Raw genomic sequence first — 15,899 nt, 5'->3', positions numbered from 1 at the left:
CCTTCAAAGTGGGCTTTATGCGACGACTCTCACTGAATTCCGCGTTGGACCGGCCCGAGCATCCGGCCTGACCCACCGCCAAAGCGGGCCATTTGCATCAGTGCAGCCACCGTGCACGCGATGCGAAACTGAATTCAGCCAGCGCCCGCTATGCTGGGCCCATGACCCGACGTTCTTCGACCGCCCTGTCCCTGCTCCCGCTGTCCGCATCGCTGCTGATCGGCTGCGCCAGCGCCCAGTCACTCGACGCCCAGAGCGGCCAGCTCAAGGCCGCCATCGCTGCGGCCGAACGCGGCCAGCTCGATCCACGCCAGGCCGCCGCGCTCAGCCGCCACCCGGCCTACGGCTGGGTCGAGTTTGCCCAGCTTCGCCGCAATATCGACACGGTCGATACCGGCCAGGCCCAGGCCTTCCTTAAGCGCTATGACGGCCAGGCCGTGGCCAACAGTTTCCGCAGCGTCTGGCTGCCCTCGGTGGCGCGCCGCCAGGACTGGACCACCCTGCTGGCCAACTGGGCACCTACCGACAACCTCGGCCTGCGCTGCGCCCAGCTGACGGCGCGCCAGGCCACTGGCAAGGTCGATCCGCAGTGGATCAGCGAAGCACAGGATCTGTGGCGCAAGAACGGCAAGTCACTGCCCGATGCCTGTGACGCGGTGTTCGCGGTACTGCAGGCGCAGGGTGGGATGAGTGATGCCCTGCGCTGGGAACGCATCGACGCCGCCGCCGATGCACAGCAGCCGGCAGTGATGCGCAGCGCCGCACGCGGCCTGCCCGCGGCCGACCTGGCCTTGGCCAACACCTACGCCGCCTTCGTTGACACGCCCAATGCCAGCGCGCTGAACTGGCCGCGCAACGAGCGCAGCCGGCGCATCGCCACCGACGGCCTGGAAAAGCTGGCCAAGGCCGACCCCGGCGCCACCGAACAGCAGTTGCCGCAGTACGCGCAGGCACTGGGCCTGAGCGCCGACCAGCAGGCCCAGGTGCGTTACCAGATCGCGCTGTGGACGGTGGCCTCCTACCTGCCCGACTCCGCGCGCCGGCTCAACGCCGTGCCCGAATCGGCCTACGACGAGCGCCTGCACGAATGGCGCGTGCGCGAGGCGATGTCGCGTGGTGACTGGGCGGCCGCGCTGACCGCCATCCGCAAGATGGGCAGCAAGCAGCGCAACGATTCGCGCTGGGCGTATTTCGAAGGACGCATGCTGGAAAAGACCGGGCAGGCGCAGCAGGCCCAGCCGCTGTTCCGCACGGCCGCGCGCGCACCGACCTTCCACGGTTTCCTGGCCGCCGACAAGCTGCAGCAGAACTACACGCTGTGCCCGTGGAAGCCGAACGACAGTGCGCAGGCGCAGGCCGCCGTCGCCCGCGACCCGGCCATCCAGCGCGCGATGGCGCTGTACCAGATCGACCGCAATGGCTGGGCCGTGGCCGAGTGGAACAGCGCGCTGTCGCGTTTCGATGACACCCAGCGCCGCTTGGCGGTGCGCGTGGCGCAGGACAACGGCTGGTTCGACCGCGCCGTGTTCGCACTCGGCAAGCAGCCGCAGGAACAGCGCCTGTACGACCTGCGCTTCCCGCTGCACCACGACGGCACCATTCGCCGCGAAGCCTCGCGCAACGCCATCGACCCGGCCTGGGTGGCCGCGGAGATCCGCGCCGAAAGCACCTTCACCCCGCGCGCGCGTTCGCCTGCCAACGCCATGGGCCTGATGCAGGTGCTGCCGGCCACCGGTGCGGGCGTGGCCAAGAACATCGGCCTGACCGCCTACGGCGGCGCCGACAGCCTGTACGACCCCGACACCAACATCGCCATCGGTACGGCCTACCTGCGCCAGCTGATGAACAAGTACGACGGCCTGCCCTACGTCACCATCGCCGCTTACAACGCCGGCCCGACCCCGACCGCGCGCTGGCAGAGCCAGCGCCCGGGCTTCGACCCGGACCTGTGGATCGAGACGATCAGCTACAAGGAAACGCGCGAGTACGTGGCCCGCGTGCTGGCCTTCAGCGTGATCTACGACTGGCGCCTCAATGGCAATGCGCTGCCGCTGAGCGACCGCCTGATGGGCCGCCTGGTGGACAAGCGCAAGGCGTTCACCTGTGCGGCGGACGCCGACCAGGGCGGGGATTGATCGACGCGGGTAGTGCCGCCGGGCCATGCCCGGCGAGCACACAGCGCGGCGGCACACGCCCGTGCGATCATCACCGCCATGAAGATCTATCTTGTCGGCGGCGCCGTACGCGACCGCCTGCTGCAGCGCCCCGCCGGCGACCGTGACTGGGTGGTGGTCGGTGCCACCCCCGCGCAGATGGAAGCGCAGGGCTACACCGCCGTGGGCCGCGATTTCCCGGTGTTCCTGCACCCGAAGACCGGTGAGGAATACGCGCTGGCGCGCACCGAGCGCAAATCCGGCCGCGGCTACCGCGGCTTCGTGGTCGATGCCGATCCGGGGGTCACCCTGGAGGAAGACCTGCAGCGCCGCGATTTCACCATCAATGCCATCGCCTGCGATGAGGCCGATGGCACCCTGGTCGATCCTTACGGCGGTGCGCGCGACATCCAGCAGCGCGTGCTGCGCCATGTCGGTCCCGCCTTCGTTGAAGACCCGCTGCGCGTGCTGCGTGCGGCGCGCTTCATGGCGCGCTTCGCGCCGCTGGGCTTTACGGTAGCCGAGGAAACGATGGCGCTGATGCGCCAGGTCGCCGCCAGTGGCGAACTGGACGCGCTGGTGCCCGAACGGGTGTGGCAGGAGCTGCGCAAGGCGCTGGCCTGCGAACGGCCGTCGGCCTTCCTGCGCACCCTGCACGACGCGCACGCGCTCGGCCCGATCCTGCCGGAACTGGAAGCGTTGTATGGCGTGCCGCAGCGCGCCGAGTTCCATCCGGAAGTGGATACCGGCATCCATCAGGAGATGGTCAGTGACATGGCCGCCCGGCTGGCACCGGGCGATGACCTGGTCGGCTTCGCCGCGCTCACCCACGACCTTGGCAAGGGCCTGACGCCGCCGGACGAGTGGCCACGCCACATCATGCACGAACAGCGTGGCCTGAAGCCGCTCAAGGAGCTGTGTGCGCGCCTGAAGATTCCCACCGAGCACCAGCAGCTGGCCGAAGCGGTCTGCCGCGAGCACTTGAACGTGCACCGCATCGACGAGCTGCGTGATGCCACTGTGCTGGACCTGCTGGGCCGCTGCGATGCACTGCGCCGGCCGGAACGGGTGGCCCGCATCGCGCTGTGCTGCGAGGCCGACAAGCGCGGCCGGCTTGGTTTCGAGGACAGCGACTACCCGCAGGGCGAAACGCTCAAGCGCCTGCACCAGGCCGCGTTGTCAGTGCAGGCACGTGATCTGGATACCACGCACCTGAAGGGGCCGGCCATTGGCGAGGCGCTGGCCAAGGCGCGAGTGAAGGCGATCGCCGCCGCCCGCTGAAGCATCTGGTAGTGCCGGTCGCTGGCCGGCAACCACAGCTTTATCAGTGCGCCATCCCACGCGTGATCGCCGCAGCACGTTCCTTAAGCTGCGCCACCGCGTCGGGAATCATCTCCATGCCCACATCCAGGCCTGGATTCAGCACCAGGCCCACGCCCTCGCCGATGCCCGCCAGCAGCGCGTGCACGGCAATCGGCATGGCATGGGCGAACTGCGGCAGCTGCTCGTGCCAGAGACCGGCGCGCTCGGGCGCGGTGAACACCGCGAACATCGGCTCGCCGCCCTCGCTGGTCAGCACCAGCGGCGAAATGCTCTCGTCCCAGGCGCCATCCTCGCCGATGGCTTTGTCCAGCAGCACGAACACCGGCGCGGTCAGCAGGCCATCGAGGAACTGCGAGGCAGTCAGCGTACCGTCCTGTGCCTGCAGCAGGCGGACCTCCAGGTCGTTGAGGGGTTCGAACGGCGTGTCGTGGTCCATGGTCGGTTCCGGTACGTGATTGCAGGGGGTCACTTTAGCAGGACGGAAGCATGGTCCACGTGCCGGACCCGCCGTCATGGGAACAGTCAACGACCGATCAGGCTCTCGGCAGGGATGCCCAGGTTGCGGTGCAGATTGCGGATCATTTCCAGGGTCAGCCCGCGCTTGCGGTTCAGCACCTCATAGACGCGATTGAGCTGGCCGATGGAAGGCACCAGGTCCTTTACCGTCAACCCACCCTGCTCCATGCGGAAACGGATCGCTTCAATGGGATCTGGCAGTCCGATCGGGTAGTGCTTCGCTTCGTAGGCCTCGACAAGCGTGGAAAGAATCTCGAAACGATCCCCTTCTTCAGTGCCGATGGCAGGCTCGTTCTCGAAATAGGCCTCAAGCTCGCGCAGCGCGATCTCGTAGTCGCTTTCGGTACGGATGGGGCGAATGTTCATTTTCCCTCCACAGTCGAGACGTCTACTCGATCGTAGTCGGCATGACGGCCAATGAATTTGATGTAGACCATCTGTCGCTGATAAGAGACATCCACCACAAGACAATGGCTGTTGCCCTTGATGTTGAAAACCACACGGGTGCTGCCCACGAAACTGGCGCTGGCGAAGCGGTCGCGGATGTCGTGTGGGCTCGCCCAGACGGCGCGCCTCACCTCGTCATGCCAAGCCTTCAGAGCCTGCTCGCATTCCGGAAATTTCTCCCAGTAGCGCCTCAACGTGGAAAGCGAGAATATCTTCAAGGGAGAATCCTAGTCCCAATTTGGGACATATGCAAATCCATCGCCATCAGCCCGCCCCAGCCCCTGAGCGCCACATCCACCCTGCCACCGCCAGCCCAGTCACCACCAGCAGCATCAGCAGCAGCCCAAAGCGGTGCCGCAACGGGATCGGCACCCCGCCCAGCTGCTGGTCCATGGTGTCGGTGTCCAGCACCCAGCCATGCCCGCAGCCGGTGCAGGCCAGCTCGTAACGGCGCTGGTAGACGAAGCCGAACAGCAGGTCGATGCGCGCCATGCGGTAACGCAGCTGCGGGGCGAAGTCTGTCTCGGTCTGGCAGCGTAGGCAGTGATGGGCCTCGGTCGGGCCAACCACCACCACTCGCTCCTGCTGGCCGATCATCATCATCGGTCAGCCCCCGGCACACGCAGGCTGGGCCAGCAGCCAGGCCTGCGCGGCGGCCAGAGTGTCCGGTCCAATAGCGGTGGCCTCGTCCGGCTGCAACCTGGCACCGTCGCCCAGCCCGTTGCGGTCGGCCATCACGTTGTGGGTCAACAGCAGGGTGCTGCCGTCCACCAGCTTGACGGGCCGGTTGCCGGTTGAGAAACCTGCGCTGGGTTGGCCGAAACTGCGGCTGCCCGCCTGTCCCCGGAATGCCAGCGCGACGGCTTCGCCCGAACTCGCGGTGCGCGCACCCATCAGCACCGCCACCGGGGCGCTACCCGCACGCAGGCGATAGGCAGCCTGCCGTGAGCGCAGCCCCTTCGTGCCGTCCTGCCTCACCTCACCTTTCTCTTGTCGCCACCACTGCAGGCCATTGGCACTGCGGAAGGCACCGATCAATGCCCCCTGCGCATCTGGAGTCCCCTGCAACAACGGCAACAGCCCGAGCAGCATAGGCCACATGTTGCCGCCGCCATTACCACTTACGTCGACCACCCAGCCACAGCGCGTGCCGTCGTCCAGATCGACGATGCGCTGCTGCAGTGCCAACGCGTAGGCCTTGCGCGCGTCGTAGCGCTGCTGCTCGCTGCGTTGCAGATCCTCCACGAAGGGGCCGACCTTCAGTACGCCAATGCGGGCATCAACGCTTGGGGATTCTGCCAACGCAGTGCTCTGCCCGGCATTCAGACGCTGGGCGAGGCTGGAGCGTTCGCGCTGCTGGCTGGGCGATATCCACCGGCCATGTCCACCGCTGCTGCGCGTGGCCGCCTCATCCAGCACGCGGCGCTGCTGTGCACGATCGTCGCCTGCGGCGGCCAGCCGCGCGCGCGCATTACTCCAATCGACGCGATCGCGGTACAGCGATTGGAACTCAAGGAAATGCAGCATCTGTTCGCGCGCTTCTGGCGACGGCAATTCAACTGTCTGTTCTGCCATGGCGGCAGAAGATGAAAACCACAGCGCAGCGAGCACGGCGGAACGAAGGTCAAGCATTGACGACTCCTTGTCACGTAGCAGAGGGGCAGAATAACCGCGTCGTTCGATCTGGCGCTATCGCGCATTACGTCGTTTTCGACCCAATGTTTGCCATGGGGAAGCTTTGCAACTTTACTCATTCCACTGCCGGAGAACGCGAGTGACATTCCGTATGCCAGCGCGCTTTGCGCTGGCCGGGATTGGCGTCCTGAATCAAACATCCGAAAGAATGATTTGCCTTCATTGAGGCAATCACGACAATGCACCGGCTCGCCCATGGCGGGCGGTGCGTGGGGATCCTTGCGATCCGTCGGCTTTTTCTCTTCGGATTTTGACCGGCACGCCAACCCGCACCGTCCGCCACCTTGCACCCCGCAGGTGGCCTTGTCTTGTGAGGTTGTCGCCATGAATACGCCCTACCCCACCTATCCCTGCCTGCAGTCTCTGCTGGGCGATGCGCTGTCCACCCTGGCCCTGCCCGATACCACGGCGAAAGCGCTGGAAGATGCATTGAGCGTGGCTGAAGAAAGTGCCCCGCCCTCGGCCTTCTTCGCGAGGCTGTACGGCCTCGCGCGCGGTCATGGCGCCGATGGGCAGCCTTGGCAGAATCGAAAGCTCAGCGACGCGCGTATGCGGGGAATGGCTGAAGCCACGCGCTGCATGGCGGCGGTGTCGGCGTGCGGGCGCGTACTGCTGGCGGCGCAGGCCGCGCGGGAACTGGATGATGCTGAAGCTCAGTGTCCACCGCAGGTGGAGGAGGGATTGCTGCATGCCGTGGTGGTGATGGCCGATCATGCGGAGGCGTTGGTGGCATCGGACGCAGGCGAGAGATCATGACGCCGATTCAAGCGAGGATCATGGCCGCGTTGCGGGGTGTGCCGACCGCCGTCGGCACACCCGCCACCTCGCCGGGCATGGCCCGGCGCTACCAGTCCGCGCGCAAGCCGATGTTGCCTTCGATGATGCGGCGCTCCTCGTTGCGGTCACCGCCCAGCTCGCGCGTGTAGTCGGCCACGGCATACGAGCTGATGGTGCGGTTGAAGCGTGCGACCACACCGACACCGGCTTCCAGCGCACGCGAGCGCTGCGCGTTGATGATCGTGTCACTGTCGAACTGGATGCGATCCTCGCCCGAGCGGCCATGCCAGTAGTTCACCTTGAAATACGGCTGCCAGCCGTTGTCGGCCAGCTGGTAATCACCGGCCAGGCGCAGGCCGACGCGGCCGGTCCAGGCGTTGTCACTGTCGAAGCGCACCGCAGACACGTCGTCGCGCCGGTCATCCAGCGAACTGCGCTGCCAGATCACCTGCACCTGCGGTTCCAGCCACCATGAGGACTGCCCGAACTGCAGCAGCGGCTTGCCCGCTTCCAGCGACAACGTAGTGCCATCGCCCTTGACGTCGATGCCGAGGCCGCGCGAGGAACGCACACGGCCGTCGTAGCGGCTCTGCAGGGCCACCGCGTCGAGGTAACCGCCCTCGCTGCCGGTCAAGGTCCAGTAAAGGCCCACATGTTTGTCGTCCAGGCGACTCTGACCGACCTGTACGTTCTCCCAGCCCAGCGCCAGGCCGGTGGTCCTGCCCTGCGCGCGGGTGCGGCCGACAAACACGCCCACCTGGTTGCGATGGTTGTCGGCGGCTGCCGCCCACACATCCAGACCGGCCTGCACGCCCATCACATCGCCATCGAAGCCAGGCTGTGCGTCGCCCTTCCAATGGATCTCGCTGCTCTGCCCCACCAGTCGCCCCCAGGCGGTGCGGAAGGCGCCGTTGCTGTAGAGCAGGCGCTGTTCGCCCTGGCGCTCGTGGAAGGTACCGAGGCTGGCCAGCGAGGTCTCGCGCAGCAGCGGCGGCACCACCGCGTAGGCGGCGGTTTCCAGGCGGTACAGCGGCACCACGTCGCCCTGCGCCGGCCGTGCACCCGGGCTGGGCGGGGTCGAGCCTGCACCGGGCAGGCTGCTGCCGGCCACCGGTACATCGGGTACGGCGGGGTCGCCGGGCGGCGCTACCGGTGTCGGCTCCGGCGGTGGCGGCGGCGGTGCGGTCTCGCCGGCGGTCAGGTCGGGATCAATCGGATCCTCCGGCGGCGGTGGCGGTGCCGGCGTGATCGGCGGCGGTGGCGCGACGTCGGGAGTGGGTGGCGGCGGCGTGGCGTTGCCGTTGCCGTTCGGTGCCGGCGTCGGGCCAGCCACCAGGGTCGAACGCAGGTACCAGTTCTCGCCGGTGCCTGCGCTGACGCCGCCCTTGAACAGGAAGTACTCATAGGCACCGGCCGATACCGGAGCGAACAGCGAGAACGCATTCGCCGCGGTGGTACCGCCATTCAACGCCTGCACTACCAGGATGCCGTCGGCCAACGTCGCCGCGCCACCGCCGCCGGCGTTGAGGATGCCGATGCCGGTCGTCCCGCTGGCCGTGCCGCCGTCAATGACCAAGCGGTCGCTGTTGGAGCCATCCCCCGCCAGCACCGTGCGCAGGTAGAGGCCGCCGCCCTCGCCGCGGTAATTGCCGCGGATGCTGAAGACATCGCCTGCGCCCATGCCGGTGAGATCGATGCGCCCGGCGTTGACCACGTTGACCAGCGCGCCCGCAGCGAACGGCCGCAGTGCATGCGCGCCGTTGCCAGCGTAGAGCGTGCTGGTGTCATCCAGGGTGAGCGTGCCGGTGCCCGTGCCGCTGTCACCGAGCATGAGGTCGCCGTCGAAGGTCAGCTCGGTGCTGCTGGCCAGGCTGATCGCTTCCCAGTTCTGGAAGCGGGCCACGCCGGTGGTTTTGACGTTGCGGAAGTTGAGCTGGTCATTGCCGGTGCCACCGTCGAACAATGGCACTGCGCCCAGGTTGGCCTGGTTGAGGTTGCTGAGGTTGGCCACGTCATCGTCCGGGCCGCCGTCGATGGCGCCGTAGACAATGCCACCGCCATTCCAGTTGAAGGTGTCGTTGCCGGTGCTCAGCAGCACCTGTCCCCGCACGGTGCCATCGGTGATGGTCACGCTGTCATTGCCGCCGCTGACGCTGATGTTGCCGCCGATGTACGCGGTGCCGGAGATGATGATGGTATCGGTATCGAAGCCGGTGACCACGTTGCCGTCGACCGTGCCGCCGGACTGGTCCCACAGGTTTTTGTCCAGCTTCATGTTGACCCGGCCGATGCGGCCGCCGGTCATCCACGCCTGGTCGCCATCCTCGAAGGCGCCGATGATGCGGCCGCCGCTCATGCGGAAGGTGTCGATGTTGTCGCCCTGCTGCAGCGCGCCGAGGGTGCCGCCGGTCATGACGAAATCATCGCGTCCGCTGCCCTGCGCCACCAGGCCGGTGATGGTGCCGCCGCTGACCGTCATCTGGTCATCGCCGTTGCCTTGGTCGACGCTGTCGAGCGTGCCGCCACTGATCAGCAGCACGTCGTTGCCATCGGCCTGCAGCACGCCGCCGCTGATGCTGCCGTCCAGCATCTCCAGGCGATCATTGCCGGCGCCGAACTGTACGCCGGTGCGGCCGCTGATGGTGCCGCGGTTGACCAGCACACTGTCGCCGGCACCGACGAACTGCAATGCGGTGTTGTTGCCGGTGCTGATGCTGCCGAGGTTGTCGACACGGCTGCCGCCACCCAGCTGCACGGCGATGCCACCGACCGAACTGATCGCCCCCTGGTTGCCAAGCTGATGGCCGCCGGCTCCGACCAGGCTGATGGCGCTGCCGCCACCGTTCTGCTGCAGCTGTGCGCCGCTGGCGACGTTGAGAGTGATGCCGGCTTCGCCGTTGGCGCTGACCGGCACGGATTGCGGGTTGGGCGCTGCGGCACTGCAGGTGACGCTCTGCCCGGCCAGCGGGGCGACGTTGTCACAGCCCGCCCACGCGATGGGCACGGTGGCAGCCAGTGCAGCGGGAACAGCGAGGGCCTGCAGCAGGCAGCGGGTCAAGCGGCGCGGACTTGGTGCGGCAACGGACATAGGGCACTCCTGGGTCGGAAGGTCAGGAACTGCGGAGATGGGCACTGCTGGCGCTGCAGAGGCGCCGTAAGCATTCAGGTCTGACGTTATGCCGGATGCATCACGCTTGGCGCGTGAAGTAATTCATGCATCACACCGGGTGCATGTGCATGAAAGGGTTCATGTTTTTCACCCATCATGGTGAAGAGCATCCACGCGTGGCGTGGATCTACTGAGTTGCCAAGGCCCCGGCCCGGGTCAGATCTTCAGGTAGATGCGACGCCGGTCCAGCCACCACGCCACGCCCCACCACAGCGCGACGAACACCAACGCCTGCAGCATCGAGGCCAGCTCCAACGCCTGCGGCATCGCTGCAGCCAGTTGCTGCCAGACCCATCCCCAGGCACCGGTCGCCAGCAGGATCACCGACATCACCGAGGCCCCCAGATAGGCGGTGATGGCATTGACGCCGAAGCGGCGGCCCAGCGCGGGCCAGCCCCTGCGGTCGACCAGCAGGTGCCCGAGCCACAGCGCCAGCGCCGCCAGGCCGCCGGTCCACAGCACGTAGCTCGGTGTCCACAGCTGCTTGTTGAGCGGCAGCACCGTGGCCAGCAGCAGACCCAGCACGGCGGTCGCCACGCCCAGACCGGCCAGTGCGGAAGCGCGCCCGTGGCGCAGCAGGCCACCGGCCAGCAGGCCGAGCACGGTGCTGGCGAGTGCGCCGAGACTGCTCAGCAGGCCTTCCGGATCGTGGCCGAGGCCGGTGTCGGCCTGCCACTGGTAGATGAAGGGCGCGAACAGGTTGGTATCCAGGCGGCTGGCCGGATTGGTCCACGGCGCCAGATCGCCGATGCCCAGCAGCAGCACCGTGTAGCCCACCAGCAGGGCGATCAGCAGCGCCACCTGGGTGCGTGGCCGCACGTACACCGCCACCACGCCGACCACGGCCGCACACAGCGCGATGCGCTGCAGGACACCCCAGATGCGGAAGTGATGCGTGTGCAGCGCCCACCACACCAGCAGGTGCAGCAGCACGCCGGCGAGGGCGATGCGCAGCGCGCGTTGCAGCACGCCACGGGCCAGTGCCGGGCGCGCGGCGTCGTCGTGCGCGCGCGGTGCCACGCTGAAGGCCATCGACACGCCGACCAGGAACAGGAAGAGCGGGAACACCAGGTCGGTGGGCGTGCAGCCATGCCAGTCCGCATGGCGCAGCGGCGCGAACACCGCGCTCCAGTCACCGGGGTTGTTGACCAGCAGCATCGCCGCCACGGTAAGGCCGCGCAGGGCGTCGATCGAGCCCAGCCGGCGTGGCGGCGCTGCGTCCATCAGGCCGCCTCGTACTGTCCGGCAATCCAGGTGCCACGCACCTGCAGGGCATCATCCAGCAGCACCAGGTCGGCCTGGTAGCCCTCGGCGATGTGGCCCAGGCGGTCATCCACGTTGAGGAATTCCGCTGGATAGGTGGACGCCATGCGCGCCGCCTCGGCCAGCGGCTGGCCGAGCAGTTGCACGGTGTTGCGCACGGCCGTGGCCATGTCCAGCGCCGAACCGGCCAGCGCACCGGCGGCATTGCGCACCACGCCATCGACGGCGGTGATGGTCTCGCCGTACAGCACGTAGCTGGGGTCATCGGCACCGACCGGCGGCATCGCATCGGTCACCAGCAGCAGGCGGCCGCGTGGCTTGGCGGCCAGCGCCACGCGCAGGCTGGCCGGGTGCACGTGCACGCCATCGACGATGATGCCGATCCAGCTGTCGCGGTCTTCCAGCGCTGCACCCACGGCACCGGGCTCACGCCCCTGCAGCGGCGACATCGCGTTGTACAGATGGGTGAAGCCGCGCACGCCGGCATCCAGTCCGTCGCGGATCTCTTCATAGGTACCGGCGGTATGCCCGGCCGCCACGATCACGCCGCGCTCGACCAGCGCGCGGATCGTCTCCAGCGGTACGCGCTCCGGCGCCAGGGTCAGCAGGGTCACGCCGTTGTCCAGCGACGCGGCCAGTGCGATTTCATCGGCATCGGGCACGCGGAACTTGCTGGCATCGTGGGTGCCCTTGCGCGCCGGGGCGATGTACGGGCCTTCCAGGTGGATGCCGATGATGCCCGGCACCTGTTGCGCGATCGCCTCGCGCATCGCACCCATCGCCTCGCGCATCACGTCCACGTCGTCGCTGATCAGAGTCGGCAACATCGCGGTGGTGCCGAAGCGCCGGTGGGCCTGCGCGATGGTGCGCAGCGATGCGACATCCGGCGTGTTGTTGAACAGCGCACCGCCACCGCCGTTGACCTGCACGTCGATGAAGCCCGGCAGCAGCCAGCCACCGCCCAGGTCCACCTGTTCGTCGGCCTCGCCCAGCTGCGGCGCGGCGTCGGGCAGCAGCGCGATGATGCGGCCGTCTTCGATCACCACCGCCAGGTCGTCGCGGAAATCATCGCCGGTGAGGATGCGGGCGTTGCGCAGGACCGTGGCCATCAGACCGTCTCCGTGACCTTGTTCAGGTGCGGCGGCAGGTCGGGATTGAAGCCACGGCGGATCGCCAGTGCGTTGATGGCACGGTAGAAGCTCTGCACGGTCAGCAGCGGTGCGCACAGCGGGTGCGGCGCGACCGCCACCGGCAGGTTGCCACCGGCGCCGGCCATCCACACCTGGGCGCCGCGCGCACTGAATTCCTCGACGACCGCACGGGTGCCGGCACCGGTTTCATCGGGCTGGGCAAAGGCCAGCACCGGGAAGCCGCGGCCGACCAGCGCCATCGGGCCGTGCTTGACCTCGGCCGAGCTGTAGGCCTCGGCATGCAGGCTGCAGGTTTCCTTGAACTTCAGCGCGGCCTCCTGCGCCGCGCCGAGACCGAGGCCACGGCCGAGCACGAACAGGTTGGTGGCATCGACCAGGCCATCGGAGACCGCACTCCAGTCGCACTGCCACGCCGCACGCAGCGCATCGGGCAGCAGGTCCAGCGCATTGCGCAGGCTGCTGTCCTGCTTCCAGTAGGCGGCCAGCTGCAGCAGCGCGGCCAGCGAGGCCAGGTAGCTCTTGGTCGCGGCCACGCTCTTCTCGGCGCCGGCATGCAGCGGGATGACCGTGTCTGCCAGCTGCGCCAGCGGCGAATCCTCGACGTTGACCAGGGCGACCACGCGCGCACCGGCGGCCTTGGCGGCTTCTGCATTCCGCAGCAGGTCCGGGCTCTTGCCCGACTGCGAGATGACGATGAACAATGCACCACGAAGCTGCAGCGGCACGGCGTAGACCGAACCCACCGACGGCGAGGCCGAGGCGACCACCAGGCCCAGCTGGGTTTCCAGCAGGTACTTGCCGTAGGTGGCGGCATGGTCGGAGCTCCCGCGTGCGCAGGTCACCACGAACGGCGGCGGTGCCGCACGCAGGCTGGCGGCCAGCGTTTCCATGGTGGCGTGGTTGCGGGCGAACTGGCGGGCAACCACGTCGGCCGCTTCAGCAGCCTCGGCGAACATCAGGGTGGCGGTGGGGTCGGACAGCGACATGGCGGACTCAGGCGGGTTCGGAAGGAAGGGGGCGCACGCCGGCCGGGCGCATCGGTGCGGTGGAGCCGCGCACCACCAGCTGCGGCACGAAGCCCTGGTTCTGCAGGGCGGCCGGTGCATCGTCGTAGGCATCGCTGCGCAGCTGCGCGATCAGCAGGCGCGCGGCGTGGCGGGCGATGTCCTCGGTGGCCTGCTTGGCGGTGGTCAGCGGCGGCCACGACTGGCGCGAGAACGGGCTGTCCTCGAAGCCGGCGATGGAGAGGTCGTAGGGCACGTTCATGCCGGCCGACTTCGCGGCCGCCAGCACGCCGGCGGCGATTTCATCGTTGGACCCGAAGATGGCGGTGGGCGGTTCGCGCAGCGCCAGCAGGCGTCGCGCACCACGGAAACCATCGTCGAAGGTGTAGTCGCCCTGCACCACCAGATGCTTGTCCACGGTCATGCCGTAGTCCTTCAGCGCGGCTTCGTAACCTGCGTAGCGCTCGCCCGAGGAACGGTGCGAGGCGCCACCCCAGAGGAAACCGATGCGCTGGTGGCCGAGCTGGATCAGATGCTCGGTGACTTCGTAGGCGGCCTCGCGGTCGTCGACGAACACGCAGGCGCCATCGGCCGGGTCCTCGGTGGCAGCGATGATCCGCACCAGCTTGATGCCGCGCGCGGTCAGCATCTGGATCAGGTCGCGACGCTCGGACATCGGCGCGGTCAGCACCAGCCCGGCCAGGCGCGAACGCTGCACCCAGTCGGCCAGTTCATCGGCCAGCATCGGTGAGCTCGAATCGCAGGGATGGATCTGCAGGCCGAAGCCGGTTTCGCGGCAGGCGGCGAGCACGCCGTTCTGCACGCCGATGATGTGGTACGGGTTCGGGTTGTCGTACACCAGCCCGATCACGAACGTGGTGCCGCTGCGCAGGTTCCGCGCCGACGGATCGGGTTCGTAGTCGAGCTCGGCGATGGCACGCAGCACCCGCGCACGGGTGGCCTGCATCACCGACGGCTCGTTGTTGATGACCCGCGACACCGTCTTCAGCGAGACCTTGGCCTTTTCGGCAACGTCCTTGATGGTCGCTCTGCGCATCGGCTTTTCCTGGGGTTGGCTGCCGTCCATCATCGCCGATCAGGCCTTGTCCTGCGGCAGGCCGGCGCGATGGCCGATCACCGAGTAGAACAGGATGTAGAGGTAGCACGGCACCATCAGCAGGACGAACACCAGCTGGAAGTCGATGTGCTGCTTGAGCACGGCGAACAGCTGCGGAATGATCGCGCCGCCTGCGATGCCCATCACCAGCAGGGCCGAGCCGGTTTCGGTGAAACGGCCCAGGCCGCGGATGGCAAGCGGGAAAATGGCCGGCCACATCATGGCGTTGGCGAAGCCCAGCAGCGCCACGAAGGCGACCGAGACATAGCCGTGGGTGGCCCACGCGCCCAGGCAGAACAGCACGCCCAGCACTGCCGAGACGGTGAGGTAACGCGACTGCGAAACCACCTTCGGAATCAACGCCAGGCCGACCACGTAGCCGATGAGCATGGCGAACAGGGTCAGCGAGGTGAACATCTTGGTCTGGTCCAGCGGCAGGTCGAAGCCGTGGCCGTAGGTACCGATGGCATCACCGGCCATCACTTCCACGCCGACGTAGACGAACAGGCACAGCACGCCCAGCCACAGGTGCGGGAACTGGAAGATGCTGCGGCGCTCGGCGGCACCCGCTGCAGTCGGCGTGGCGTTGGCTTCGGACGGTTTGATCTCCGGCAGCGGCGAGAACAGCACCGCCACCGCCAGCACCACCAGCACACCGGCCATGGCCAGGTACGGCGCGTGGATCTTGGCGGCAAATTCGTTGAGCAGCTGCGCCTTGGTCGCTTCATCGGCAGCGGCCACGCTGGCCGACAGATCGCCGATGCCGTGCAGCACCAGCGTGCCGATCAGCACCGGTGCCAGCATGCCGGCGATCTTGTTGCAGATGCCCATCAGCGCGATGCGGCGCGCGGCCGTTTCGATCGGGCCGAGGATGGAGATGTAGGGATTGATCGCGGTCTGCAGCAGGGCCAGGCCGCTGCCGATCACGAACAGGCCGCCGAGCGCACCGGGATACCAGCGCTGCGTGGCGAACTCGCCGAACAGTGCCGCGCCCGCGGCCATCACCAGCAGGCTCAGGCTGAGGCCCTTCTTCATGCCGGTGCGGCGCAGGATCCACGACGACGGCAGGGCGAGGAAGAAGTACGACAGGTAGAACACCATCAGCACCAGGAAGGCGCCGACCTCGCTGAGCTCGAATGCCAGCTTGACGAAGGTGATCAACGGGCCGTTGAGCCAGGTGAAGAAGCCGATCAGGAAGAACAACACGCCGACGATGGCGATGGAGGCGGCAACGTTTGGACGCGCGCTTGCAGCAGTGACGGCGGACATCAGGTGGGCTCCTGC

Annotated in this window: 14 protein-coding genes; 3 read left to right on the top strand and 11 right to left on the bottom strand. The window is 67.6% G+C overall.

Translation table 11 applies throughout. The features are described from left to right. Window positions 1–161 precede the first annotated feature (161 nt). Window positions 162–2,135 (top strand): transglycosylase SLT domain-containing protein, encoded by a 1,974-nt coding sequence (locus DCO49_RS07310; protein ID WP_116863465.1) that lies wholly within the window; start codon window positions 162–164, stop codon window positions 2,133–2,135. Between the two features lie 78 nt (window positions 2,136–2,213). Next, window positions 2,214–3,434, top strand: a complete 1,221-nt coding sequence (locus DCO49_RS07305) for a multifunctional CCA addition/repair protein (RefSeq protein WP_116863478.1) — start codon at window positions 2,214–2,216, stop codon at window positions 3,432–3,434. Between the two features lie 43 nt (window positions 3,435–3,477). Here the strand turns inward: DCO49_RS07305 and DCO49_RS07300 are convergent, their stop codons facing one another. From DCO49_RS07300 to DCO49_RS07280, 5 genes are all read right to left on the bottom strand, one after another. Then, window positions 3,478–3,912, bottom strand: coding sequence for an SseB family protein (locus DCO49_RS07300; RefSeq protein ID WP_116863464.1), 435 nt, complete (start codon window positions 3,910–3,912; stop codon window positions 3,478–3,480). A gap of 86 nt (window positions 3,913–3,998) precedes the next feature. Next, window positions 3,999–4,358 (bottom strand): transcriptional regulator, encoded by a 360-nt coding sequence (locus tag DCO49_RS07295; protein ID WP_116863463.1) that lies wholly within the window; start codon window positions 4,356–4,358, stop codon window positions 3,999–4,001. Then, window positions 4,355–4,657 (bottom strand): type II toxin-antitoxin system HigB family toxin, encoded by a 303-nt coding sequence (locus tag DCO49_RS07290; protein ID WP_116863462.1) that lies wholly within the window; start codon window positions 4,655–4,657, stop codon window positions 4,355–4,357. Before DCO49_RS07290 ends, DCO49_RS07295 begins: the two co-directional genes overlap by 4 nt. Before the next feature lie 46 nt (window positions 4,658–4,703). Beyond that, the gene (locus tag DCO49_RS07285; protein WP_116863461.1) at window positions 4,704–5,042 is read right to left on the bottom strand and encodes a hypothetical protein; all 339 of its coding nucleotides are present in this window, start codon (window positions 5,040–5,042) and stop codon (window positions 4,704–4,706) included. A 3-nt stretch (window positions 5,043–5,045) separates the two neighbouring features. Further along, entirely contained in the window at window positions 5,046–6,050 is a 1,005-nt protein-coding gene (locus DCO49_RS07280; protein WP_243402688.1) for a S41 family peptidase, read from the bottom strand. Window positions 6,051–6,458: 408 nt separating this feature from the next. Between DCO49_RS07280 and DCO49_RS07275 the strand changes: the two genes are divergently transcribed. After that, window positions 6,459–6,890 carry a hypothetical protein gene (locus DCO49_RS07275; RefSeq protein WP_116863477.1) on the top strand — a complete coding sequence of 144 codons (432 nt, stop codon included), beginning with the start codon at window positions 6,459–6,461 and terminating at the stop codon, window positions 6,888–6,890. 88 nt (window positions 6,891–6,978) lie between these two features. Here the strand turns inward: DCO49_RS07275 and DCO49_RS07270 are convergent, their stop codons facing one another. The 6 genes from DCO49_RS07270 to DCO49_RS07245 form a co-directional block, all read right to left on the bottom strand. After that, complete coding sequence (locus tag DCO49_RS07270) at window positions 6,979–9,999, bottom strand: autotransporter outer membrane beta-barrel domain-containing protein (RefSeq protein WP_116863459.1); 3,021 nt, start codon at window positions 9,997–9,999, stop codon at window positions 6,979–6,981. Window positions 10,000–10,236: 237 nt separating this feature from the next. After that, window positions 10,237–11,304: a heparan-alpha-glucosaminide N-acetyltransferase domain-containing protein gene (locus DCO49_RS07265; protein WP_116863458.1), complete on the bottom strand. Its 1,068-nt coding sequence runs from the start codon at window positions 11,302–11,304 to the stop codon at window positions 10,237–10,239. Continuing rightward, window positions 11,304–12,452 (bottom strand): N-acetylglucosamine-6-phosphate deacetylase, encoded by a 1,149-nt coding sequence (nagA, locus tag DCO49_RS07260; RefSeq protein ID WP_116863457.1) that lies wholly within the window; start codon window positions 12,450–12,452, stop codon window positions 11,304–11,306. The genes DCO49_RS07265 and nagA overlap by 1 nt, the downstream gene beginning before the upstream one ends. After that, a complete protein-coding gene (locus DCO49_RS07255; RefSeq protein ID WP_116863456.1) occupies window positions 12,452–13,480 on the bottom strand; it encodes an SIS domain-containing protein in 1,029 nt (342 codons plus the stop codon). The genes nagA and DCO49_RS07255 overlap by 1 nt, the downstream gene beginning before the upstream one ends. 7 nt (window positions 13,481–13,487) lie before the next feature. Further along, entirely contained in the window at window positions 13,488–14,555 is a 1,068-nt protein-coding gene (locus DCO49_RS07250; RefSeq protein ID WP_116863476.1) for a LacI family DNA-binding transcriptional regulator, read from the bottom strand. A gap of 39 nt (window positions 14,556–14,594) precedes the next feature. Next, window positions 14,595–15,884, bottom strand: a complete 1,290-nt coding sequence (locus tag DCO49_RS07245; protein WP_116863455.1) for a sugar MFS transporter — start codon at window positions 15,882–15,884, stop codon at window positions 14,595–14,597. Window positions 15,885–15,899: the final 15 nt, after the last annotated feature.

This window comes from Stenotrophomonas sp. SPM (genome assembly GCF_003105135.1).
Lineage (GTDB): Bacteria > Pseudomonadota > Gammaproteobacteria > Xanthomonadales > Xanthomonadaceae > Stenotrophomonas.
The sequence above is the reverse complement of the archived record's forward strand: the minus strand, read 5'-3'. Positions and strand labels throughout refer to the sequence as shown.